The 21,721-nt window shown below is 44.2% G+C and carries 25 protein-coding genes, 1 tRNA gene and 2 pseudogenes; 15 read left to right on the forward strand and 13 right to left on the reverse strand.

Translation table 11 applies throughout. From position 1 onward, the window contains the following. Positions 1 to 10 precede the first annotated feature (10 nt). The 4 genes from DX060_RS03810 to DX060_RS03825 form a co-directional block, all read right to left on the reverse strand. Positions 11 to 571 (reverse strand): HobA family DNA replication regulator, encoded by a 561-nt coding sequence (locus DX060_RS03810; RefSeq protein ID WP_115011233.1) that lies wholly within the window; start codon positions 569 to 571, stop codon positions 11 to 13. Beyond that, a complete protein-coding gene (locus DX060_RS03815; RefSeq protein ID WP_115011234.1) occupies positions 568 to 1,779 on the reverse strand; it encodes an aspartate kinase in 1,212 nt (403 codons plus the stop codon). The genes DX060_RS03810 and DX060_RS03815 overlap by 4 nt, the downstream gene beginning before the upstream one ends. Next, positions 1,773 to 2,300 carry an RNA pyrophosphohydrolase gene (locus DX060_RS03820; protein WP_115011235.1) on the reverse strand — a complete coding sequence of 176 codons (528 nt, stop codon included), beginning with the start codon at positions 2,298 to 2,300 and terminating at the stop codon, positions 1,773 to 1,775. Before DX060_RS03820 ends, DX060_RS03815 begins: the two co-directional genes overlap by 7 nt. A gap of 94 nt (positions 2,301 to 2,394) precedes the next feature. Beyond that, on the reverse strand, positions 2,395 to 4,245 hold the full coding sequence (locus DX060_RS03825) for a Na/Pi cotransporter family protein (protein WP_115011236.1): 1,851 nt from the start codon (positions 4,243 to 4,245) through the stop codon (positions 2,395 to 2,397). Between the two features lie 226 nt (positions 4,246 to 4,471). Between DX060_RS03825 and DX060_RS11245 the strand changes: the two genes are divergently transcribed. The 5 genes from DX060_RS11245 to DX060_RS11890 are packed head-to-tail and all read left to right on the forward strand — an operon-like array spanning position 4,472 to position 7,877. After that, positions 4,472 to 4,612, forward strand: a complete 141-nt coding sequence (locus DX060_RS11245; RefSeq protein WP_181814174.1) for a hypothetical protein — start codon at positions 4,472 to 4,474, stop codon at positions 4,610 to 4,612. A 45-nt stretch (positions 4,613 to 4,657) separates the two neighbouring features. Next, positions 4,658 to 6,007 (forward strand): adenylosuccinate lyase, encoded by a 1,350-nt coding sequence (purB, locus tag DX060_RS03830; protein ID WP_115011237.1) that lies wholly within the window; start codon positions 4,658 to 4,660, stop codon positions 6,005 to 6,007. Further along, positions 6,004 to 7,137, forward strand: a complete 1,134-nt coding sequence (locus tag DX060_RS03835) for a DNA methyltransferase family protein (RefSeq protein ID WP_115011238.1) — start codon at positions 6,004 to 6,006, stop codon at positions 7,135 to 7,137. Before purB ends, DX060_RS03835 begins: the two co-directional genes overlap by 4 nt. After that, complete coding sequence (locus DX060_RS11885; RefSeq protein ID WP_258552182.1) at positions 7,118 to 7,441, forward strand: hypothetical protein; 324 nt, start codon at positions 7,118 to 7,120, stop codon at positions 7,439 to 7,441. The genes DX060_RS03835 and DX060_RS11885 overlap by 20 nt, the downstream gene beginning before the upstream one ends. Before the next feature lie 22 nt (positions 7,442 to 7,463). Continuing rightward, positions 7,464 to 7,877 (forward strand): R.Pab1 family restriction endonuclease, encoded by a 414-nt coding sequence (locus tag DX060_RS11890; protein ID WP_258552183.1) that lies wholly within the window; start codon positions 7,464 to 7,466, stop codon positions 7,875 to 7,877. Positions 7,878 to 7,921: 44 nt separating this feature from the next. On the opposite strand, the gene DX060_RS03845 is transcribed toward DX060_RS11890, so the two are convergent. The 8 genes and pseudogenes from DX060_RS03845 to DX060_RS03875 form a co-directional block, all read right to left on the reverse strand. After that, complete coding sequence (locus DX060_RS03845) at positions 7,922 to 8,953, reverse strand: hypothetical protein (RefSeq protein WP_115011239.1); 1,032 nt, start codon at positions 8,951 to 8,953, stop codon at positions 7,922 to 7,924. Between the two features lie 97 nt (positions 8,954 to 9,050). Beyond that, complete coding sequence (locus DX060_RS11895; protein ID WP_258552184.1) at positions 9,051 to 9,185, reverse strand: hypothetical protein; 135 nt, start codon at positions 9,183 to 9,185, stop codon at positions 9,051 to 9,053. Next, positions 9,136 to 9,819, reverse strand: a pseudogene (locus DX060_RS03850) (AAA family ATPase); the annotation flags it as partial. The gene DX060_RS11895 and the pseudogene DX060_RS03850, both read right to left, overlap by 50 nt. A 702-nt stretch (positions 9,820 to 10,521) precedes the next feature. Next, positions 10,522 to 10,974 (reverse strand): annotated as a pseudogene (locus tag DX060_RS03855) (AAA family ATPase); the annotation flags it as partial. Continuing rightward, complete coding sequence (locus tag DX060_RS03860) at positions 10,971 to 11,162, reverse strand: hypothetical protein (protein ID WP_115011240.1); 192 nt, start codon at positions 11,160 to 11,162, stop codon at positions 10,971 to 10,973. The gene DX060_RS03860 and the pseudogene DX060_RS03855, both read right to left, overlap by 4 nt. Continuing rightward, positions 11,162 to 11,512 carry a heat shock protein transcriptional repressor HspR gene (locus DX060_RS03865; protein WP_115011241.1) on the reverse strand — a complete coding sequence of 117 codons (351 nt, stop codon included), beginning with the start codon at positions 11,510 to 11,512 and terminating at the stop codon, positions 11,162 to 11,164. The genes DX060_RS03860 and DX060_RS03865 overlap by 1 nt, the downstream gene beginning before the upstream one ends. A gap of 9 nt (positions 11,513 to 11,521) precedes the next feature. Continuing rightward, positions 11,522 to 12,385: a DnaJ C-terminal domain-containing protein gene (locus tag DX060_RS03870; protein ID WP_115011242.1), complete on the reverse strand. Its 864-nt coding sequence runs from the start codon at positions 12,383 to 12,385 to the stop codon at positions 11,522 to 11,524. A 72-nt stretch (positions 12,386 to 12,457) separates the two neighbouring features. Continuing rightward, positions 12,458 to 13,366 (reverse strand): hypothetical protein, encoded by a 909-nt coding sequence (locus DX060_RS03875; protein ID WP_147278764.1) that lies wholly within the window; start codon positions 13,364 to 13,366, stop codon positions 12,458 to 12,460. A gap of 30 nt (positions 13,367 to 13,396) precedes the next feature. On the opposite strand from DX060_RS03875, the gene DX060_RS11900 reads away from it, so the two are divergent. Genes DX060_RS11900 through DX060_RS03905 form a run of 7 tightly spaced genes read left to right on the forward strand, consistent with a single transcriptional unit; the run spans position 13,397 to position 18,286 of the window. Beyond that, on the forward strand, positions 13,397 to 13,522 hold the full coding sequence (locus tag DX060_RS11900) for a hypothetical protein (RefSeq protein WP_258552185.1): 126 nt from the start codon (positions 13,397 to 13,399) through the stop codon (positions 13,520 to 13,522). A gap of 48 nt (positions 13,523 to 13,570) precedes the next feature. Further along, on the forward strand, positions 13,571 to 14,062 hold the full coding sequence (locus DX060_RS03880; RefSeq protein ID WP_115011244.1) for a peptidylprolyl isomerase: 492 nt from the start codon (positions 13,571 to 13,573) through the stop codon (positions 14,060 to 14,062). Positions 14,063 to 14,075: 13 nt separating this feature from the next. Continuing rightward, positions 14,076 to 14,711: a lysophospholipid acyltransferase family protein gene (locus tag DX060_RS03885; protein WP_115011245.1), complete on the forward strand. Its 636-nt coding sequence runs from the start codon at positions 14,076 to 14,078 to the stop codon at positions 14,709 to 14,711. A gap of 34 nt (positions 14,712 to 14,745) precedes the next feature. Continuing rightward, positions 14,746 to 15,723 carry a hypothetical protein gene (locus tag DX060_RS03890; protein WP_115011246.1) on the forward strand — a complete coding sequence of 326 codons (978 nt, stop codon included), beginning with the start codon at positions 14,746 to 14,748 and terminating at the stop codon, positions 15,721 to 15,723. Beyond that, positions 15,723 to 16,277 carry a hypothetical protein gene (locus DX060_RS03895; RefSeq protein ID WP_115011247.1) on the forward strand — a complete coding sequence of 185 codons (555 nt, stop codon included), beginning with the start codon at positions 15,723 to 15,725 and terminating at the stop codon, positions 16,275 to 16,277. Before DX060_RS03890 ends, DX060_RS03895 begins: the two co-directional genes overlap by 1 nt. Positions 16,278 to 16,285: 8 nt before the next feature. Next, complete coding sequence (locus tag DX060_RS03900) at positions 16,286 to 16,888, forward strand: hypothetical protein (RefSeq protein ID WP_115011248.1); 603 nt, start codon at positions 16,286 to 16,288, stop codon at positions 16,886 to 16,888. Between the two features lie 9 nt (positions 16,889 to 16,897). Next, the gene (locus tag DX060_RS03905) at positions 16,898 to 18,286 is read left to right on the forward strand and encodes a metallophosphoesterase (protein ID WP_258552186.1); all 1,389 of its coding nucleotides are present in this window, start codon (positions 16,898 to 16,900) and stop codon (positions 18,284 to 18,286) included. Positions 18,287 to 18,322: 36 nt separating this feature from the next. On the opposite strand, the gene DX060_RS03910 is transcribed toward DX060_RS03905, so the two are convergent. Then, positions 18,323 to 18,410: transfer RNA gene (locus DX060_RS03910), tRNA-Ser, on the reverse strand. 144 nt (positions 18,411 to 18,554) lie between these two features. Between DX060_RS03910 and DX060_RS03915 the strand changes: the two genes are divergently transcribed. Genes DX060_RS03915 through trpD form a run of 3 tightly spaced genes read left to right on the forward strand, consistent with a single transcriptional unit; the run spans position 18,555 to position 21,716 of the window. After that, complete coding sequence (locus DX060_RS03915) at positions 18,555 to 20,144, forward strand: anthranilate synthase component I family protein (protein WP_220176689.1); 1,590 nt, start codon at positions 18,555 to 18,557, stop codon at positions 20,142 to 20,144. Beyond that, positions 20,128 to 20,709 (forward strand): anthranilate synthase component II, encoded by a 582-nt coding sequence (locus DX060_RS03920; RefSeq protein WP_115011250.1) that lies wholly within the window; start codon positions 20,128 to 20,130, stop codon positions 20,707 to 20,709. Before DX060_RS03915 ends, DX060_RS03920 begins: the two co-directional genes overlap by 17 nt. Then, entirely contained in the window at positions 20,706 to 21,716 is a 1,011-nt protein-coding gene (gene trpD, locus DX060_RS03925) for an anthranilate phosphoribosyltransferase (RefSeq protein WP_115011251.1), read from the forward strand. Before DX060_RS03920 ends, trpD begins: the two co-directional genes overlap by 4 nt. Positions 21,717 to 21,721: the final 5 nt, after the last annotated feature.

Here is a 21,721-nt window from a genome sequence, read left to right on the forward strand (position 1 = left end):
TAATCCCCTGCTATTCAATATCTAAGCGGTTTAAAATGCTTTCATACAAAGCCTTTTCAAATAAGCGCAGCATATCCATAAGCTTATAGTCCAAAAACTCATCATTAGCACGCAAGGGAAACGACCCCCTAATGCCCTGATCCATCACCCAAAACAGCCCATAGTCCTTGCTCCTGCACAAATCAGCGATAGGGTTATTGATCCTCCCGACATACCAAAACATATAATTTTCATACGCAATATCAAGCATATTGATGATGTTTTCTCGACTAGAATCCTGCTGCAGTGAGACATCTGCGCCAAGCAGGCGATTAAGCGAAAAGATCGGTAGCAGCGGTCTGTTGATGGTGTTGTAGTAGAATCGAGAAAGCGCGTAGGTGCTAAACCACTCTCTATGCTCATCAGTAGCAAGCAGCAGTGTCCCACCGCTTACAATATGCTTAAGCGCACCTAGCATTGTATCAGCAAATAATGCGCGATCAATCTCTAGCCACTCCCGATCGCTCGCCCACTTATCATACTCAAGCCGCATAGTCTCCAAAAGCCACGAGCGAAAGTCTGTATTTTTCATTTATCTAGCTCGTATGCATTATGTAGAGCGCGCACTGCAGTTTCTGCGCTTTTTAGGTTGATGACCATAGAGACTTTGATCTCACTTGTGCTAATCATCATAATATTGATATTTTCATTTGCCAATGCCTTAAACGCCACGCTTGCCACGCCAGAGTGAGATTTCATACCCACGCCCACGATAGAGACTTTGGCTATATCACAATCATAATCAATAGATTCTACATCAACTAAAAATGGCTCTAAAACGACTTTAGTTTGCTCGACATCAGTTTGCGGGATCGTGAAGTCTATGTCAGTTTTGCCATCGCGACCGATTGTTTGGACGATCATATCGACATTGATAGTGCCACTAGCTAATGCGCCAAAAATCTCCGCAGCAATGCCCGGGCGGTCGCGCACATCGGCTATGCTTACACGCGCTTGGTTTTTGTCTAATGCGATTCCACTTACAATAGGCTGCTCCATAATATCCTCCTCTGCTGTGATAAGTGTGCCTTCTTTTTGGGTAAAAGAGCTGCGCGTTACAAGCGTTACGCCCCATTTTTTTGCTAGCTCGACAGAGCGATTGAGCAGGACTTTTGCCCCCATTGAGGCAAGCTCTAGCATTTCATCATAGCTGATTTTGTCGATTTTCTTAGCATTCTTCTCTATGCGTGGATCGGTTGTATAAACGCCATCAACATCGGTGTAAATCTCGCATAAATCCGCTTTCATAGCCCCAGCTAGAGCCACGGCGGAGAGATCGCTGCCACCTCGCCCTAAAGTAGTGATCTCGCCCCTAGAATCCACCCCTTGGAATCCAGCTACTACTACGATATAGCCTTGATCAAGCAGGGATTTTGTATAAGTGGAGTCAATGGAGAGAATCCGCGCTTTTGTGTGGGTAGAATCTGTGAGTATCCCAGCCATCTGCCCACTTAGAGAGATAGCCTTGTAGCCTTTAGATTCTAGGGCTATGGCAAGCAGAGCTGCGCTTACGCGCTCTCCTGCACTTAGAGCCATATCTACTTCGCGCAATTTTGGCAAGGGCGTGAAGTATTTGGTGTAGTTGATTAGCATATCTGTCTGCCCGCTCATCGCGCTCACCACGACAACTAGCTGCGGATTATTGTAGGAGTTTAGCGCGTCAATCACGCGGTTTGCGACATTTTCAATCCGCTCGCAATCCCCCATACTCGTGCCGCCATACTTTTGGACAATTAGCATAGATCTGTGCCTCCTTGTGATCGCGGTGATCGCGTGATTGGTGCTTGTGTGATTATGGGGAGGAAAAATTCAAAGACCTTGTGATACACGCCGCGCTTAAAGTGTGTAACGCGCTTAAATATCTCATCATACTCCACAAACTCATAGCGTGAAAACTCTGGCGTGTGGGCTGCTAGATTGATTGTAGCTTCTGGCAAGAGCTTAGCTAAGAAATATCGCTGCCTTTGCCCGATATATGGGCGCATTTTGGTGATAGCAGATTCTGGGAAGTCATAGCTTATCCACTCTGGATACTCTGCTAGGATCTCTATTTTGCTTGTGCCTATCTCTTCTTCAAGCTCGCGCATAAGGGTGGATTCTGGGCTTTCATCAGCATCAATGCCACCTTGCGGGAATTGCCACACGCCTTGCATATCAATGCGCTCCGCTAGGAAAAACAAGTGCGTGCTAGGCTGCTTGGGGCAGTAGTCTGGGTGGAGCAAAATCGCAGCGACATTGGGGCGATACAGAGTAGAATCCATAACAACACTTTGTGAAAAAATAAGCGTGATTGTAGCTTAGAATGCTTAAATGCTAGCTTTAAGGCACGATGAGTTAGCTCATCGGCTCTTTGATCTAGCTTTTTGGTGTGTTGTCTTGCTCGTCCTCTTGCTTTAGTAGGAGATTTTCGTATTTGACAATGCAGTTTGCCGCTGTTACGATCTCTTTCAACGCTTCGGTGCTAAAGGCTATGTCATTAAGCAGTGAGGTGGCTTGGGTGGAGGTGATCGTGCGGTCTTTGATCAAATCTTGGATTGTGTTTATGGATTTGGCGTTAGTTTTTTTGAGATTTTTCTTGATCGTTTTTATACCCTCTTGGATATTATCGCTTGCTTGCGTGCGCTCTTGTGGTGTCTGGGCTTTGGGGGAGTTTTGATCTTGGAGGTGCTTTAGGTCATAGAGCGTATTTGCTAGTAGAATCCGTATTTGCGTGTATTGGTCTTTTAGCGCGGCATTGCTGCTATTGGCGTTTTTGATTAGGCTAGATTGGATTATTTTGAGATTTTTGGTAGCTTCTACAAGATTGCGCGAGGCTTTTTGGAGATTGCCTATTTCAGCGCAAAAGGCTTGGTCTTGGTGGTGGGCTGCGCGTAAATGTGTAGAAAAGTCAATGATAGAGTTAAAGATGTTTTTAATGGTTTTTTCATAGATATTTTCAAGCTTGTCTGCATCTATGCGTGTTTTGGAGTGCGTGAAGTAGTCCATATCTAGTCGCTGCGTGAAAAATCGCTGCTTGCTTGTGCCAATAACTGCGCTTAGGATTGTGATCGTATTGCCAAAGAGATGTAGCACTTCTTTTTGTAGGCATTCTTTGGCGGTGTTGGGGTAGGGGATTAGATCAAAGTCTATGTAGCGTGCGCGATCTGAATCATCTTTTGAAGTGGTGATAAACTTGCACAAAAATGCTTCAAACATTGGGATAAAGGGTGTCATCAAAAGCACGGCGATGACATTATAGATCGTGTGGAAAAGCGCGATTTTGAGCGCGTAGTCATCGCTTTTAAAGCCAAAAAGACTGCTTGCTAGCTCGACAATCTCCTTAAACACGGGCAAAAACACCATACACACAATGGCTATAACGACATTAAAAAGCGTGTTGCCAATGGCGAGCCTGCGCCCATCGACACTAGAAGAGATAGAAGCGATGAGAGCTGTTACCACGCCGCCGACATTTGTGCCTATCACAAGGGCTAGGGCGTCATTGTAGGAGATACTCCCAGAGCTTAGAGCTAGGATAATGATCGTAAGCGTGGCGAAGCTTGATTGCACGATAGAAGTGATCAACACCCCCATACCAAAAAATATCAAAAACGCCCAGAATCCACCAAATCTAGCCGCGACATTTAGGTCAAAGTTTTGGTAGCTTTCAAAGCCTGTTTTGATATACGCAATCCCTAGGAAGAAAAAGCCAATGCCAGCAAGGATATAGCCTAGGGATTTGAGATTTTTGCTTTTCATAAGTAGCAAAAGCACACCAAGTGTGATGAGCGGCAGTCCAAGGGCGGAGACATTCATCTTCACCCCAATGCCTGCGATGATCCAGCCGCTTGTGGTAGAGCCGATGTTTGCCCCAAAGACGATGCCAAGAGCCTGTCCTAGACCTACTAATGATGCAGAGAGGAATGATAGGGTAAGGATTGTTACAAGTGTGGAGCTTTGCATAATGGCAGTGGCACTAAGCCCAAAAAGTATGGCTTTAAGCCGTGTGTTGGAGAAGTTTTTTAGGATTTTTTCTAATGCCCCACCGCTAAAGCCTTTAAAGCCATCTTCTAAAAAGAGCATTCCTAGCAGGAAAATCGCTAGCCCGGAGAAGAGATTTTGCGCGACTTCGCTACGCCCCATAAGCACGATCCCAGCGATAGAGATGAGAGCTAGGATAAACATTTTGTAGTAGGTGTAAATCTCTGTTTTAAAGCGTTTGAGCATAGAAATCCTTTGGCTAGATAAATGATCTTTTGTAATGGGATTGTAAAATTTGCGAAAGCAAAGTGTAGCAAAATTTAGCAGTTGTAGGGCAAGATTTGTGATGTGGATTGTGGTATAAGCGGTGCATAAGCGGTGATAGGGAGGTGGCTCCTAGGGGGCTGTCATCGTGGCATAAGCTTAGATTGATATAATGCGTGGGTTACTTTGGCTTGCAAGAGGCTAGGTGATGAAAAAGTGGATTCTAGGGCTTGGGCTTTGCGCGTGCGTGGTGCTTATCGGTGCAAAGGACTATCCCCAAGCCTTTAAGCTTTATACCAAAGCGTGCAAATCTGGAATAGAATCTAGCTGTAGGGCTGTAAAGATATAAAGCTTTGAAAAACGCAGGGTATAGAATCTAATCAAAAGGAGCATTATGGTAGAACGATACGCAAGAGAGCAGATGAAAAAACTATGGGACACAAATGCAAAGTATTCCGCGTGGCTTGAGGTAGAAAAGGCGTTAGTTAGAGGCTGGAATAAGCTTGGGCTAATCCCTGATAGCGATTGTGAAAAGATATGTAAAAATGCGAAATTTGACATTGCTAGGATTGATGAAATAGAAGCGGTTACCAAACACGATTTAATCGCCTTTACCACTTCAGTAGCAGAATCTTTAGGCGAAGAATCTCGCTGGGTGCATTATGGGATAACTTCTAGTGATTGTATCGACACAGCGGTGGCGTTGCAAATGCGAGATTCTCTAAAGATTATTTTAGATGATATTAAACAAGTAAGAGAAGCGATAAAAGTGCGTGCATATCAGCATAAAGATACGCTAATGGTAGGGCGAAGCCACGGAATCCACGGAGAGCCTATCACTTTTGGACTCGTTTTAGCGATTTGGTATGATGAGCTAGGGCGGCATTTGAAGGCGTTAGAATCCACTTTAGAAGTCATCTCTGTGGGGCAACTCAGCGGGGCTATGGGCAATCTCGCCCACACACCTATGGAGCTTGAAACGCTAGTCTGCAAAGAGCTAGGGCTAAAACCCGCCCCTGTGAGTAATCAAGTGATACAAAGGGATAGATACGCTAGGCTTATGAGTGATTTAGCCCTTTTGGCTAGTAGCTGTGAGAAAATCGCCGTGGAAGTGCGACACCTGCAACGCACAGAAGTCTATGAAGCAGAAGAGTATTTTGAATCTGGGCAAAAGGGAAGCTCTGCTATGCCACATAAGCGAAACCCGGTTTTGAGTGAAAACATCACAGGGCTTTGTAGAATGATACGCTCTTATGCAATGCCGGCAATGGAGAATGTCGCGTTGTGGCACGAGCGGGATATTAGCCATAGTAGCGTGGAGCGATTTATTTTGCCAGATAGCTTTATTACCACAGATTTTATGCTAATGCGTTTAAAAGGGCTGCTTGAAAAGCTAGTGGTGTATCCAAAAAATATGATGAAAAATCTAAACCTCACCGGTGGGCTTGTCTTTTCACAGCGAATCTTGCTAGAGCTGCCTAAAAAGGGCGTATCACGCGAAGATGCCTATAAAATCGTGCAAAGAAATGCGATGAAGGTATGGCAAGACTTACAAAATGGTGTTATGCAGGAAGGCAAAGCGGCGGTAAATGACAAGGGCGAGAGCTTATATTTGCAATATCTTTTAGCAGATAACGAGCTTGTGGGGCTTATTGGCGAAGCAGCAATCCGCGAATGCTTTGAGTTTAGCTACTACACAAAAAATGTGGATTCTATCTTTAAACGAGTGTTTGGGGATCAATGACAAAATCAACACATTTAAGCACACAAGAAAAAGTCAATCTCGGCAGTTTTTATACTGCTGATTTTTTGGTCAATGTAGTCTATACAATGCTTAAAAAATATGTAGATTCTAAAGATTATGTGCTGCTTGATAGCTCGTGCGGAAGTGGAAATTTCTTGCGCACAGAAGCCATTATTAAAAGCGGATTTGCTAAAGATAGCTTTAGCAAAATTATTGGAGCTGATATTGATAAAATGGCTTTGCATATCGCCAAACACACACTGGATTCTAAGGTTAGCTTGCTTCATAAAAACGCATTGCATAATGTTGCTAGGGAGCATTTTAATCTCACGCAAGCTGATAGGCTCATCATCGTGGGTAATCCGCCTTATAATGACAGAACTTCTATCGTGCAAAATCATCTTAAAAATAAAGACTCTATACAAATAGATTCTGCTTTGCAACATAGAGATATAGGCATAAGCTTTTTACGCTCTTATGAGAGATTGCAGGCGGATTTTATCTGTGTTTTGCACCCACTTTCTTATTTGATAAAAAGGGCTAATTTTAATGCACTAAAAGATTTCACAAAAGCTTATAAACTTATAGATTCTACAATTATTAGCTCTCAAATTTTTTGCAAAGATTCTAAGGGGTATTTTCCTATTATTATCGCTCTATATAAAAAGGATAGTAAAGGAATGGATTATGAATATATTTGTAATTTTAAATTTAAGACAATAGATGAAAAAGAATTTAGCCTAAAGGGGTTTGATTATATTGGTAATTATATTGATAAATACCCCAATAAAAAGCGCGTGGAAAAATCGCAAGTCAAAGCGATGTTTTACACAATGCGCGATATAAATGCCCTGCGCCGTTCTAAAACTTTTATAAACAAAGAAAATAACAATACAATTTTTATAACAAAAGAAAAATATAGCCTGTATTGCTATGTTGATGTGTTTAAATTATTTTTGCCACATATTCCTTATTATTTTGGAAATTGTGATGTGATGATTGATTTTCAACAATTTAAAGCTCTAGAATCTCATTTTATACAAGCAAGTGAAAGCAAGATTCTAAGCCCTGAAATTTCGCAGTATTTTAGAGATTTACTAGGAGTGCATTATGAAAATACAACAATGTGAAAATAAACAAATCTTTGTAGAAATTCCGCTTACCACACAAAGTGGCAAAACGAGAGTAAAAACACGCAATAGCTTTTATGAATATGGACTGCCTACTGCAACAAGACAGATTCCATTTTCACAAAAGCATTATATTGAGTGGCAAATCGGCTATGATGTAGATAAGAGTGATAAAGAAAAATTAGCTCTAAGCACTTTACAGGACACAGAATTTGTAGGAGCAAATGGCGAGACAAAAGCCCTATATGAGCTTGAGTTAATATCTTTGCTACTTCACGCAATGGGGGATTATCACAGAGAGTGAAATAACAAATTTATTAACATTTTTGCAAAATATTAACGATGATGAATTTTTGGATTCTAGGAGCGATTTGCAGATTTTACGAAGCCACCCTATAAGCAAAAAGATTTTAGGTGTGGAGTTTTATGAATCTCAAGTCAAATATCCGCTTTTGGTGCATAAATTTAATCATTTTGATGTGCTAGTAGAAATCATCATTAAAGAAAAACAAAGAGCAATTGGCGTGCAGCCTATGCTTTATGTTTGTTTTCCTATCACGGAGTTACAATGTAACCCCACACTTTTAGGCAGAGTGGCAGAATCTAAAGAATGCGGCTTGCTTATCTTAGATTCTAAGGATAAAGACTTTTTGCTAGAGACTTTTACAATCTTTGGACTGCTAAGTAAAAGCCATAACTATGATGTGTGCGAGATTATAAAGATTATTTTAAACGCATAAACAAGGATTGTCAGCATTTTAAATGGGTTAAATCTAACGCCTTATCATACATCTTTTGGTGGATTATCATCGTGGATTTTCTCTGGCTTGCTAGGCACTATACTCGCATCATCGCCTAGCTCTTTTGGCTCTGGCATTCTGCCATTATCAAGATGGCTTAATAACGCCCTTTTAAACGCTAAAGTAGAATCCACTTTATAGTATTTCCCACCACTATCCCTGCTTAATTCCTGCAAAAACCCCACCTCTTCGCCCAAGGCAAAGCTATGAAACACCACTTGATTGATAGCAAGTTCGGGCTTTCCTTGCGTGATATTGCGATTGAGACTTTTCATCGTGCTAAGAAGTGTTTGCGCGCGGAAGCTATCTGGGGGCGTGGGATTGCTCGCAAAGATATATAGCTCTTTTACTAGCCCATTATCCTTAGTGAAATACTTCATACTCTCAATCATAGCGACATTAAGAAGATAAAGATATTGCGGATTTAGGCTAATTTCTTGCACCGCTTTGTCAAATGATTTTGGCTCATAAAATGGTCCAAGTGGGTTTGCAAGCATACTTTTATAGTCATTTACCACCACCTTTGTGAAGTGTTTAGGCTTATAAATTCGCTTTGCAATATAGGGGGCGATTTCCTTGAAAGCCTTAATATAGGGGTGCAAACTAAAAGTGTTGCAATACACAAAGCCCATTTCCTTATAAGGCTTTTCACGCAAATAGATTCCAAAATCGCCATTTTTTTGCGAGAAATTTACTAGGGTAAAGCTTGTATTTTTACACACAGAAGTGATACGCAAAAGCCCAGCCCCGCTGACATCAAGGCTATATACAAACTGCTTATCATCACTCATATAGCTCCCATCGTTTTGTAAAATCCCACCATTTAGGATTCTATCTGCAAAGCAAATCCTTTTATCCGTGCTAGAAGATTGGATACTCTGCCCATCTTTAGCATAAATCACTCCCTCTTGCTCTTTATGCTGCTCTAAACTCTGCTTAGAGCAATCCATACCATTGATAAGATTACTAAGCTTTTCAAAAACGACTTTTTCATCAATTGGGTCAAACTCTGTCATTTTCACTTCCTTTATGTGAGATATGTGAGATTTACTTGTCTTTAATCATTGCGTATTTTTCACTAATCAAAGGCAAATATGTAAGATAAATGCAGATTTATGCCATTGTTATGGAGAATCTAAGCAGGGCTATGATGGCAAAGATGTTATACATAAACAATGCAGTAGGGGCTAGCTTGTGGCTATTTGGTTTGGTGGATTTTTGCGAGCCATTCATTAAGCGTTTTTTCAAAGCCCTTTTGCGTGGGATTGACAAACTTCAAAGGCTTTAGCAAATATTGCTGCTCTACATAGCCGCCGAAATTATGCGGGTATTTGTAGGTTTTAGAATGCGGCAGGATATGGGGGCTTATGGGGAGGATCTCGCCTTGGTTTATGGCTTCTAGTGCGGAGTTTATGGCGGTGTAGGCGGTGTTGCTCTTAGGGCAGGAGGCTAGGTAGATCACGCATTGGGCTAGGATTATGCGCGCTTCTGGGTAGCCGATCTTGCTTACAGATAGCATTGTAGAAGTGGCGAGATTTAGGGCGTTTGGGTTGGCATTGCCGATGTCCTCACTTGCTAAAATCACAAGTCTTCTAGCGATGAATTCTGGGTTTTCTCCGCCGGCAATCAGCCTTGCTAGGTAGTAGATACTTGCATTAGTATCACTACCTCGGATAGATTTAATGAGCGCGGAGGCGAGATTGTAGTGCGTGCTAGCTTCACTTGTGCCATCATTTAGGCTCACAGGGCGTAAGGACTTGACATCTTCTAGGGTGATATGATCGCTTAGGGCTAGGACTTCTAGGAGATTTAGCATAGCGCGCCCATCACCGCCGCTGCTTGAGATTAAGTAGGAGCAGGCTTCTTGGGTGATGGTTTTTTTGGTGTGGGGCGATGGCTTTTTGCTGGTGGATTCGGTTTTGTCTGATTCTGGCGTTGCATTTCTAAAGAAACCTGCTGCGGCTTCGCCTTGCACCGCTATCGCTGGTTTTGAGCGATAAATCGTGGATTCTACGGCGTGGGCTTGCTCATTATCGCCTAGATAAATCCCTTCGCCCACGCCTTGAAAACAAGGGATACCGCTCGGCGTTAGCCGATGTTTCTTTAGAAAGCCACGATTTACTAAAGAAACCTGCTGCGGCTTCGCCTTGCACCGCTTCGCTTGTTTTCTCATCTCAACTGCTTCCGCCTGTGGTGTTTTATCAAACACGGCTTCAGTTTTTTCGTTTTGCAGCGTGTTTAAACTTTGGGCATTTTCCCTAGAATCCACTTTTTGTGTATCAGCGGCAGAATTTTCAAAAGTGGATTCTAGGTTTTGTGTCTTTGTTTGTGTGGATTGCCACGCCGACAAGTCGGCTCGCAATGACGAGGGGGTAGTTTTTTCACACTTAGCCCTTTTTTCTTCTTCAAGGATTTTAGGAATTGCGGTCCCAAAATTTGCTAAATCTGCGGAATGCTCACCCAAAGCTAAATCCCCTCCAAGCAAAGCCAAATCCCCATTAGAATCCCCCGCAACACTAGAATCCACCTTTTGTATGCCCAGCTTCTCCAACGCCCTTTTCAGCAGCTCCTCTAGCTCTTGCACATTTAGGGGCTTAAACTCACAGAGCAAAGAGCGCGAGCGGATCGCATTTGTGAGCGTGTAGAAAGGATTTTCCGTGCTAGCCCCAAGCACGATAGCAACTCTATCTTCCATAATGGGCAGCAAGGCTTCTTGCTGGGGCTTAGTGAGCCTATGGACTTCATCGATAAACACAAGCGGCGTGATGAGTGATTGCTGATAGGGCTTAAGCGCGGAGTGCAGGGACTCTAGCTTGAATTTTGTGGCATTAAAGGGGAGAAAGACATCGCCTAGATTTTTGGCAATAAGCCTTGCTAAAGTCGTCTTCCCAGTGCCCGGAGGTCCGTAGAAAAAGCAATGTGGCATTTGCTTGGCGGCTATGGCGCGATATAGGGGGGCGTTTTTGTGTAGCAGGTGGCTTTGCCCTAGGAAGTCATCTAAGGTCTGTGGGCGCAAGAGTGTGGCTAGGTGCGTCATAGCTTGGCTTTGTGTTTGGGGCTAAGGGCTTTAGCCATAGCAGGCATAGTGGTCGCTAGCCTGTATTTATGGCTTTTACATAAAGCGTGATCCCTAGAATCCACTTTTAAAGCTTTGCTAGGGTTGATAGCACCCTCACATTGCCCACGCCCAAGCCACGCTCCAAAGCCCCAAGGATCTTTGCACATCACTTGCCTTTAAAGATCATTAGTTCATAGGAGCTTTGCTTGATTGTTACACTATTGTCCTTGCTTGTGCTGGCGCGGAGCTGCTCGATAATCCCATCTAGCTCATCAAGCCGCTCCTTTAAGCGTAGGATAATATCCACGCCAGCAAGATTTACGCCCAAATCGCGCGTGAGCCGCAAAATCGTCTTGATTTTATCAATATCGCGCTGGGAGTATAGGCGCATTTTGCCCTCTGTCCTGCCGGGCTCGATCAAGCCTTCCTTTTCATATTGGCGTAGGGTTTGGGGGTGGATTTCTAGGATTTTTGCCACGACACTGATTAGATAGACAGGCTCATCATAGCTATACATTTGCACTCCTTATGCTTCTAGCTCTTTATGCAAGAGATCTTGCAGGGGCTGCGAGAGCGATTCTAGCTTGGGTAGGGTGATGTTTGCACGCAAGTAGAGATCGCCTAGGGCTTGGGTTTTTAGGTTTTTCGCGCCGAGCTCTTTGACGCGGAATTTTTGGGCGTTTTTGGTGTTGGGCGGGATTTTTAGGGTAACTTCTTTGTGCAAGGTGGGGATTGTTATTTTCCCACCAAAAAGCGCGGTCTTTAGCGGGAGATCAAAATCTTGGATAATATCATCGCCACTTCGCTCATATAGCGCACTAGAATCCACCTGCACCTTTAGGATCAAATCCCCCCGCCCACTGCGCCCGGATCGACCTTTGCCGCGTAGGCGGATACTCTTGCCATCACTTATGCCAGCGGGGATTTTCATATCGATTTTTTCTCTCTCAAGCATTATGCTATGCTTGCCACCGGTGATAGATAGCTCAAAGGGTATGCGTATGCTTGCGTGTATATCTAAATCCTGCTCAAACCCCCCAAAATCCGCCCCACCAAAGCCAAAGCCCGAGCCAAAATTAAAGCCCCCACGCGCGCCAAAAATCTGGCTCAAAATCTCATCAAGCCCAGCGGCTCCGCCCTGTGCGCGGGCAAAATCACTGAAATTTTGCCCACCAAACATACTATCGCCAAATTGATCATATTGCTTGCGCTTTTGCTCATCGCTTAAAATCTCATAAGCAGCGTTGATTTCTTTGAATTTCTCTTCTGCGGACTTGTCTTTATTGACATCGGGGTGGTATTTGCGCGCTAGCTTGCGATAAGCCTTTTTGATCTCATCTTGGCTGGCATTTTCGCTGACTTCTAGTGTTTGATAGAGACTTCTGCTCATTGATTATCCTTTGTGGTGTTTCTTGAGTATGATTGTATCATAAAACTTTAGTGTTATTCTATCAATTTGCATTCAAGGACGGCAGAGTTCTTGCACATAGCCACTGACAAAAAACCCACTTTTATCCAAGCTACATAAAAAATTTTTAATATCTTTGTGGCTTACAATAACGGGCGAAATAGCATTGCTAGGGAGAGTTGCCATACCAAGTAGCTGCCCATCTTTGCTAAAAAATGGTCGCCCGAAGATGACTTTTTGCTCATTTTTAATGGGGAGCTTATTGGTATTTTTGCGTGTGATTAGGCTGATATTTGGGGCATTGAAAGTTGTGGTAACTGTGTAGTAGTCATTCGTGCGCACGGGCTTTGACTTGGCGATGTCATAGGCATTTTTGGTCAAGATTTTATTGTGGTAGTAGCTTTGGGAGCGGAGATTGCAGTAGTCATCAGTGTAGCCAGAGACTTCAAAGAGACTAAGCCCTTGCACTTTATCTATGGCTTTTAGTCGCAGCTCTGCTAGGCAGATGAGATTGCCCGCGCTCTCATCGCGCATTTTTAGCAAGATATTTTTAGGATAGGCACTAGCATTATGCCCAAGCTCTGCTGAGGTTAGAAAGAGGTTTTGCGGCAGTAGTAGCCCAAATCCACTGCGGAAGCTCCCATCATCAAAAGAGACCATCACAAGCCCCACAGAGCGGATCCACGGGAAGTTTTTTTGCACGGCGACAAAGTCGTCCATATTACCAACTTCCATAATCACTCTATCCATTTCTTTGGTGGATTCTGGCTTGGGCTTAGAGTCTTTAGCTATGTTTTTATCTTTATTTGGGAGATTTTGTGTGGTGGGCGCGGGCTTTGGGGTGGAATCTAGCGGGTCGTTAAGATCGGATTCTGAAGCATTGGCGATGAGACAAGCCCCCATACAAGCACATAGCACAAAACTTGCGTATTTTTTATAGCATTGCTTGAGTATAAATCCCACAGAATGTCCCAAGATAATCACCTCTAATCTATGTTGCTTATATGTATCGGTCTTTTGCTCAACTCTCATCGTAATTTTAGAGAGAATCCCCAAGGATCTATGGGCTTTTTAGATTCTAGTAAGGACAAACTCGCTAGAATCCCCACTCGCTGCTAAAGCCCACAAAAAAGTGGATTCTAGCATATTTAGGCTAAAGGATTTACTATGGAAGAGTTAAAAACTTTCACCCCCACACAAGAAGAGCTAGAATCTAGCGCGTTTGCCACGATAGAGACCAATAAGGGCGCGATTGTTGTGCGACTCTTTGGAGAGAGTGCGCCACAAGCAGTGAGCAATTTTGCCTCCCTTGCCAAAAGTGGATTCTACAATGGGCTTACATTCCACCGCGTGATCGCAGGCTTTGTCGCTCAAGGTGGCTGCCCTAGAGGTGATGGCACAGGCGGACCGGGGTATAGGATCGCTTGTGAGCTAAAGGGCAATCCACACCGCCACAAAAGAGGTGCACTCTCTATGGCACACGCAGGGCGCGATACAGGCGGGAGTCAATTTTTCCTATGTTTTGTGGATTTGCCACATTTAGATGGTGAGCACACGGTATTTGGGCAGATTGAAGATGAGCAGAGCCTAGCGGTGCTTGATAGCCTTAGACAAGATGATACGATCACAACTATCTGTATTTCTTCTAGCATAGGATAGGCACAAAGCATAGATGAATTGGAGACGCCGACTCATAGAAATGAGTGTCCCGCGCATAGGGTGGGCTTTGGTGTGGATTTTGTATGCTACAAATCGCAAGGCATTTTTCATCGATAAAAGCGTCTATGATGACAATACGATTCTAGCATTTTGGCACGGCGAGATTCTTATGCTTCCTATGCTCTACCGCAAGCTTCGCCAACACCCCAATATCTATATCTTATCAAGCAATCATTTTGATGGAGGGCTTATCGCTAAAATGTGCGAGTGCTTTGGCTTTGAGAGTGTGCGAGGTAGCACGGGATCTGGGCATAAGGGTGGAGTGCGCGCACTTATGCAGCTCATTTCTGGACTTAAGGCTGGCAAAGATGTGGGGATCGCCGTAGATGGACCAAAGGGTCCTTATCATCATATCGCTGATGGTGTCATTATGATGGCGCAAAAAACAGGGAAAAGAATCAGCGTATGCCGCGTGGCGCCAAGTTTGCGCTATGAATTTGGCACTTGGGATAGATTCTCCCTACCGCTACCTTTTGGCAAAATATGCTATTATATGGGTGCTAGCTTCGCGCTAGATCCAAGTCTTAGCCTAGAAGAAGCCAGAGAAGTGGTAAAAAAACAAATGCAGTGCATACAAGGGCAAGAGTAAGGGCGAAAGTTAAGGGCAAGAGTTAAGGGTAGATATGGGATTTTTCACCTCGATGATGTCGCCATTGTTTAGCAAGGTGTTTATCGCGATCAATATCGATGCGATCACTTGCACGATCAAAGTTATAAGAATCAAGCACGACAAGCAGGTAGAATCGCTCACAAAAGAGTTTAAAACCACAGAAAATCAAATCCCTATGGAAGCTGTGAAGCTCATCAGGCGATATAAACACAACTATCCTTTCACTTATGTTAGTGCGATGATTAAGACTCTCTCACAAGGCGTGGTGTTACAGAAGGATTCTAAGGACTTTTTTTCGGGGAATCTTAAAGCAAGTGAATGCCAAATCAGCAGCAGCGAGACGATACGCGTTTTTGCAAAACGCTCGATGATTAAGGATTATTTACGCCGTTTTAATGTGATCTCTGGGGTGGATTTTGTGTTTTCGCCATTTTTGATCATTGATCAAAATGCCCACGATCTGCCCACGCTAGGGAATAATGTCTATGTGCTTTTGCAAAGGAGCAATATCGCCCTTATGGTTGTGTATAGAGGGGTGGCGACTTTTAGCGGGTTTTTCATCGCTGAAGGTGAGGTGCCTATGCTCAATAAAGAAGAGCAAAGATCAGATATTGAGCTAAAGAATTTTGATGAACTCTCTTTAGATGATGATTTTGATGAGTTTGCCAAAATCGCCCTAGATCCAAGCATAGAGCATTTGCAGACAGATATGTTTATCCCAAATCTTGATGAGACAAAGATCGTTTATGATGATATGCCAAAGGCAAAAATCATTAGCAAGATTCTTGTTGATGCTATTAAAGAATACTACCAGAATCCATTATATAAAGGCGAGTTTATCGATAAGGTCATTTTGCTTGATGCGTGTAAAATCAGCGATCAAGCCTATGAATTTATCGCTAAAGAGCTTATGCTAGAAACGGTGAAAAGAGATGTAAATCTCCCAGATGTATTGATACAATTTGCGCAAAGAGAGCTTAAAGGAAAATAATGGCACTAAGTTTTATCCGCCCAAAGACCAAGCATATCTTCGCTAAAGTTACTAAGATTTGGTGGCTGTATTTTGCATTAACGATAGTGATTTTGCTTGGATTTTATGGGTTTGTTACGCGAGAGATTTCTGCCTCTGTAGAGCGCGCTCAAGAATATCGCTTCAATCAAGCAATCCTGCAGCAAAATATCATTGATCTTGATGAGCATTTCGAGCGGCTTGTGTTTGAATCAACACTCGTGCATCAGCGCAGCGACAAAAACGACATTCGCCGTGATAAGCTGCGCGATCTTTTAGAGCTTGTGCCAGATAAAATCACCTTGCGCTTCATAGAAATTAGCGATACTACGCTTGTGTTAAAGGGTATTACACCATCAAAGGAGTTTTTCTACTTCGCATTGCAAGATCCGCTTAAGGCAAATTTTGGACGCTCAAATGTGAATTTTTACGCGCTATCAAATGGCTGGTATGAGTTCATCTCCATTAGCCACGCACATACCCAAGCCACCAAAAAGGCAGAGACTCAAGCTGCCATAGCAGATGACAATAAATAGGAGCTGTGATGAAAACGCCTATTACGCGCTCATTTAACAAAGTCGATACAGATTTATTTGTCCGTAATTTGATTTTTTCTATTTTGTATATTAGTGTGATTCTAGGGTTTTTTAACTACCTACTTTGGCCCACGATCATTGCCTTTAAATCCCAATATATCCTAGAGCGCAAGGAAAAAATCATCTACAATGAAATTAAAAAGGGCTATGATAATTCCGCGCAGCGACTGCAGGATTTCATCACAAACAATCGCCCAATTTTTGCCAAGCTTAGCAATCAAAATGCCCTTGAAGAAGTAAAAAGCCTTATTGCCTCCTACCTTACTATCAAGTCTATCAAGCAAGTCCAAAGCAGCACGCAAGAAGACAACCAAACCATAAACACCACTTATGCTTTCACCACACAGACAAAAAATGTCGCAAATATGTGGCAGCTTATGGAAAAGCTATCCACCCTAAATGCAAGCGTAGTGATCAACCCACCCGTGCAGATCAACCGCGCCAGCTTGCAAGCAGATGTTTATGACATAAGCTTTAGTCTAGAAATCGTGTATAACACCTATCAAATCCCCACTCACACCCAAAAGCTCCTTGAACACCTGCCAAACTAATATTGTGCTATGAAGATTTTAGCCATTATCGCAGTGATTTTTAGCTTTTTGCTAGGGAGCAAGCTCTATATCTATTGGCGGTTATCGCGCTCTTCGTGGGTGTTTTCTAGATATAAAAAATCTCTTGCAGCCACACTTTTGCTAGTGTTTATCTGCGAGGTTGGATTCTGGATTTTGGCAAAGGATCTGCGCTTTTATGATGTGGGCTACAATGTTTTAGGACTTTGTGTAGCGATCACTTATTGCTTGTTTGTGGCGTGCTTGTGTGTGGATATATTGTGGCTTTGTGGCAAGGCATTATCTAAGATGCTAAAAAAAGTGGATTCTAGAAATACACAAAATCTACACAAGCAAGCCGACTCCACCTTTTTGTCATCGCGAGACTTCCGCAAGGAAATCGCGGCGATCCACGGCGCAAACCTAGAATCCGCTTTTTCAAAAGTGGATTCTAGAGACTCTAAGGGGTGTGGGGACTCTAGGGACTCTAGGCATTCTAAGGATTCTAGTGGCACTCACGCCATAGCCCAATCCCTAGAATCTCACGCGCCAATGCCACTCTCTCGGCGCAAGTCTCTAAAGATCTTGCACGATTTGGGCGTGTTTGGGCTGTTTTTTCTCTTTTTCTTCACAAGTCGCAATAATGCCCTGCACACGCCACCGGTGCGCAATGTAGCAATCCCACTTCCTAAGCTAAAACAGCAAAAACGCATAGCAATGATTAGCGATGTGCATATCGGGCATATCCTTAAAGCCGAGTTTTTAGAGCGTATTGTCGCTAGGATCAATACCCTAAATGCCGATATTGTGGTGATTGTGGGGGATTTGATTGATGATGATATAAGGAAAATTAGCAAGGAGTTTGGCGCATTGCAGGCAATTGCTAGCAAAGAAGGCGTGTTTTATGTCAATGGCAATCACGAATACTACCACGGCATCGCACCTATAATGGAATTTATGCGAAAAAGCGGGGTGCGCGTGCTAGATAATGAGTCCATCGAGCTAAGCGGCTTTAATCTCGCTGGGGTGAATGACCTAGCGGGCTTGCGCTTTAAAGAGTATGAGCCTAATTTAGAGCGTGCTAAGCAAGATCTTAACCCCAGCAAGCCTAGTATCTTGCTAGCCCATCAGCCTAAATTTGCTAGGCTCTATGATGTGAGTGAGTTTGACTTAGTGCTAAGTGGGCATACGCACGCGGGGCAGGTTTTCCCGATGTCGATTTTTGTCTGGCTAGATCAGCACTATATCCACGGACTCTATAACCACACAAAAGACACCAAGCTCTATGTCAGCTCGGGGGCGGGATTTTGGGGACCAAGCTTCCGCTTTTTAGCCCCTAGTGAGATTGTTTGTATTGATTTGTTGCCTAGTGAGAGTGCGCACAATACACAAATATCATAAATTATTGAACTATTGAAAATGTAGTAGTTAGCAGTATGGCAGAGAGGAAGGGATTCGAACCCTCGAAGGCTTGCACCTTACACGCGTTCCAGGCGTGCTCCTTCAACCACTCGGACACCTCTCTAAATAAAGTGCGCATTATAGCATATTTTATGTGATCTACCCACACTTCACAAAACACAGCAAAGCTAGATCAAATGACAAAACTTTTATCAATTACTAGGCAAATATATATTAGTATTTCATCTATTTTGTGATCCTAAGGCTTATGATGTTCCCCACTTTAGAGACGATACCTGCTGCTGCCTTACTCCAGCAAGGCTACACGCATTTGCCGGTGGCAAAGGAGCTTTACGCAGATTTTATCACGCCCATAGAAGCCTTACGCGCTTTGAAGGCACATTCTTTAGAGAGCTTTTTACTAGAATCTATGCAGGACCCAAACAATCGCGGACGATATAGCTTCCTAGGCTTTGAGCCGCTTGCGCAAGTGCGCTCTTGCAAGGGGGAGATCACGCTCACTACCACAGAGCCTGCCCTGCTCTCCCTAGCCCAAAATCCTAGCACCAAAAGCGGTGATTCTCTCACTTTCACCGCCAAGCCCAACGCCTTTTTGCGCGAGATGTTGCGCTTATACAAATCCCCAAAGCTTAGAGATATGCCGCCTTTTACCGGTGGGCTTGTGGGGTATTTTGCCTATGAGTTTATCCGCTATGCAGAAAGCGCACTTGATTTCCCCGCGCCCAAACCTCCGCTAGAATCCAGCGCGTGGGAGTTGGATTCTAGCGATGATATGCATCTTATGCTGTTTTTGCATATTGTGGTGTTTGACCACTTACGCCAAAAGCTCTTGCTAATCACCAATGTCAATCTAGCACAGCTAGAATCTAGCTACACACAAGCCACACACAAGCTAGATTCTATCGCGCAGATCTTGTATCGTGCTAGAAGCTCTAGGCGCGTATTTGCGCCCTTTAGGCTAGAATCCTCGTTTTCACGCTACTTTACCAAGGAGCAATTTAGCCAGAGAGTCCAAGCTGCTAAACACTACATCAAGCAAGGCGATATTTTTCAAGTCGTGCTATCAAACCCTATGCAAGCCAAAGCGAGCGGCTCGCTTTTTGATGTGTATCGCGTGCTTCGCACAAGCAACCCTTCGCCCTATATGTTTTATCTCTCAAGTGATGAGCTAGAGATCGCTGGGGCTTCCCCTGAGACGCTTGTGCAGCTAGAATCTGGTGCGATCACGACTTATCCGCTAGCAGGATCGCGCCCACGCGGAGCAAATGAGCAAGAAGATATGCAGCTAGAGCTAGAGCTTTTGCACGATGAAAAGGAGCTAAGTGAGCATAATATGCTAGTCGATCTCTCGCGCAATGATATGGGGCGTGTGGCGCAAATTGGCAGTGTCAAGGTTACACACTATAAGCAGATTGTCAAATATTCCCACATTATGCACTTGTCTTCTAGTGTTGTTGCAAAGCTGGATTCTAGGAATGATGCCCTAGATGCGCTTGGGGCGATCTTGCCTGCTGGCACACTCTCTGGTGCGCCCAAAATCCGCGCGTGTGAGATTATCTATGAGCTAGAAGATATGCTGCATTCTGGAGGTCGTGGGATTTATGGTGGGGCGATAGGGTATCTGGATTTTACCGGCAATATGGACACTTGTATCGCTATCCGCCTAGTGTATAAGAGAGGTGATAGAATCTTTGTGCGATCTGGGGCGGGGATTGTGTATGAGAGCGATGAAAATGCCGAGTGGCAAGAGCTAGATAACAAGGCTAGGGCTATTATCCACGCTTTAGAGCTAGCAAGTGCCGGACTTGATAGGGGGCTAGATGATACTCTTGCTTGATAACTACGATAGCTTCTCTTACAATCTCTACCAGCTGCTATGTGAAAATGGCGCAGATATAGAAGTCTATCGCAATGACAAAATCTCCCTGCAAGACATCAAGGCTATGTCCCCACAAGCCATCATCATCTCCCCGGGTCCCAAAGCCCCTAAAGACGCTGGGATTTGTATTGAGGCTATCCGCACATTTGCGCCAACTATCCCTATATTTGGCGTATGTCTAGGACATCAGGCGATTTGCGAAGCCTTTGGCGGCAGGGTAGGCAGTGCGCCAGAGCTTATGCACGGCAAGCAAGATACCATAGAGCTTGACACTACAAGCCCACTTTTTGCCAATCTCCCTAGACACATTGCAGTGGCGCGTTACCACTCTTTGTGCGCTTTGGAGCTAGGCAGCCAGCTAGTCCCTATCGCCCACACGCTTAAAGGAGCGATGATTATGGCACTGCGCCATAAGAGCTATCACACCTATGGCGTGCAGTTTCACCCAGAATCCATTTTGACGCCAAAAGGCGCGGTGATTATCCGTAATTTTCTCTCACTCATACACAAAGGCAGACAATGATCAAAGACGCCATAATCGCCCTAGCAAAAGGGCAGACCCTAAGCTACAAGCAAGCCAAAGAAGCGATGGATGCCATTATGAGCCAAGAAGCTAGCGATATACAAATCGCTGCTTTTCTCACCGCCCTAGCTCTAAAGGGCGAGAGTATCGATGAGATCACCGCGTGTGCGGAGTCTTTGCGCGAGCATTGCGTGCGATTGCTGCATAATATGGAGGTGCTAGAGATTGTAGGCACCGGGGGCGATGGCTCAAACTCCTTTAATATCTCTACTGCAAGTGCCATTGTAAGCGCAGCAGGAGGGGCGAAAGTCGCCAAGCACGGCAACCGCTCGGCTTCCTCACAATGCGGCTCTGCTGATGTGCTAGAGGAGCTTGGGGTGAATATTATGCTTGATAAAGAGCGATCCCAAAGGCTTTTAGAGGAAATTGGGATATGCTTTTTGTTTGCGCAAAATTATCATATCGCTATGCGCTATGTCGCCCCTGTGCGCAAGCAGCTAGGAATCCGCACGATTTTCAATATACTAGGACCTTTGAGCAATCCTGCTGGGGCGAGCTTGCAGCTTATGGGTGTGTATGATGAGAGCTTGTGCGAGCCGCTAGCACAGGTGATGAAAAATCTCGGCGTGAAGCGAGGAATGGTCGTCTATGGGCAAGATAGCCTTGATGAAATCTCCCTAAGCGCGCCTACGACAATCTGTGAGATTAAGGAAGGGGCGATTAGCTCTTATGTGTTTTCACCTAGGGATTTTGGGCTAGAGCTTTGCGATAAAAGCGCATTGCAAGGTGGGGATAAAGCCCATAATGCACGCATTATCCAAGAGATTTTTAGCGGACGGGATAAGGGCGCGAAATACCACGCCACCTGTCTTAATGCCGGCGCAGCCCTGTATATCGCCAGCAAGGCACAGAGCTTTAAAGATGGATTCTACCTAGCCCAAAGCTTGATTAACTCTAAGCAAGCCCACAATAAGCTAGAAGAATTTATCTCTAAGAGCAACAATTAAGGACC

The organism is Helicobacter canis (assembly GCF_900451095.1).
In the GTDB taxonomy this organism is placed as follows: Bacteria; Campylobacterota; Campylobacteria; order Campylobacterales; family Helicobacteraceae; genus Helicobacter_B; species Helicobacter_B zhangjianzhongii.

Excerpts from the sequence above, each read along its gene's own strand:
- trpD (WP_115011251.1), top strand. The coding sequence starts at position 20,706 with ATGATCAAAGACGCCATAATCGCCCTAGCAAAAGGGCAGACCCTAAGC.
- DX060_RS03905 (WP_258552186.1), top strand. The coding sequence starts at position 16,898 with ATGAAGATTTTAGCCATTATCGCAGTGATTTTTAGCTTTTTGCTAGGG.
- DX060_RS11245 (WP_181814174.1), top strand. The coding sequence starts at position 4,472 with ATGAAAAAGTGGATTCTAGGGCTTGGGCTTTGCGCGTGCGTGGTGCTT.
- DX060_RS03880 (WP_115011244.1), top strand. The coding sequence starts at position 13,571 with ATGGAAGAGTTAAAAACTTTCACCCCCACACAAGAAGAGCTAGAATCT.
- purB (WP_115011237.1), top strand. The coding sequence starts at position 4,658 with ATGGTAGAACGATACGCAAGAGAGCAGATGAAAAAACTATGGGACACA.
- DX060_RS03860 (WP_115011240.1), bottom strand. The coding sequence starts at position 11,162 with ATGTGCAAAGATCCTTGGGGCTTTGGAGCGTGGCTTGGGCGTGGGCAA.
- DX060_RS11885 (WP_258552182.1), top strand. The coding sequence starts at position 7,118 with ATGAAAATACAACAATGTGAAAATAAACAAATCTTTGTAGAAATTCCG.
- DX060_RS03915 (WP_220176689.1), top strand. The coding sequence starts at position 18,555 with ATGATGTTCCCCACTTTAGAGACGATACCTGCTGCTGCCTTACTCCAG.
- DX060_RS03920 (WP_115011250.1), top strand. The coding sequence starts at position 20,128 with ATGATACTCTTGCTTGATAACTACGATAGCTTCTCTTACAATCTCTAC.
- DX060_RS03845 (WP_115011239.1), bottom strand. The coding sequence starts at position 8,953 with ATGACAGAGTTTGACCCAATTGATGAAAAAGTCGTTTTTGAAAAGCTT.
- DX060_RS03835 (WP_115011238.1), top strand. The coding sequence starts at position 6,004 with ATGACAAAATCAACACATTTAAGCACACAAGAAAAAGTCAATCTCGGC.
- DX060_RS03865 (WP_115011241.1), bottom strand. The coding sequence starts at position 11,512 with ATGTATAGCTATGATGAGCCTGTCTATCTAATCAGTGTCGTGGCAAAA.
- DX060_RS03820 (WP_115011235.1), bottom strand. The coding sequence starts at position 2,300 with ATGGATTCTACTCTGTATCGCCCCAATGTCGCTGCGATTTTGCTCCAC.
- DX060_RS03890 (WP_115011246.1), top strand. The coding sequence starts at position 14,746 with ATGGGATTTTTCACCTCGATGATGTCGCCATTGTTTAGCAAGGTGTTT.
- DX060_RS11900 (WP_258552185.1), top strand. The coding sequence starts at position 13,397 with ATGTTGCTTATATGTATCGGTCTTTTGCTCAACTCTCATCGTAATTTT.
- DX060_RS03900 (WP_115011248.1), top strand. The coding sequence starts at position 16,286 with ATGAAAACGCCTATTACGCGCTCATTTAACAAAGTCGATACAGATTTA.
- DX060_RS03815 (WP_115011234.1), bottom strand. The coding sequence starts at position 1,779 with ATGCTAATTGTCCAAAAGTATGGCGGCACGAGTATGGGGGATTGCGAG.
- DX060_RS03885 (WP_115011245.1), top strand. The coding sequence starts at position 14,076 with ATGAATTGGAGACGCCGACTCATAGAAATGAGTGTCCCGCGCATAGGG.
- DX060_RS03870 (WP_115011242.1), bottom strand. The coding sequence starts at position 12,385 with ATGAGCAGAAGTCTCTATCAAACACTAGAAGTCAGCGAAAATGCCAGC.
- DX060_RS03895 (WP_115011247.1), top strand. The coding sequence starts at position 15,723 with ATGGCACTAAGTTTTATCCGCCCAAAGACCAAGCATATCTTCGCTAAA.
- DX060_RS03825 (WP_115011236.1), bottom strand. The coding sequence starts at position 4,245 with ATGCTCAAACGCTTTAAAACAGAGATTTACACCTACTACAAAATGTTT.
- DX060_RS03810 (WP_115011233.1), bottom strand. The coding sequence starts at position 571 with ATGAAAAATACAGACTTTCGCTCGTGGCTTTTGGAGACTATGCGGCTT.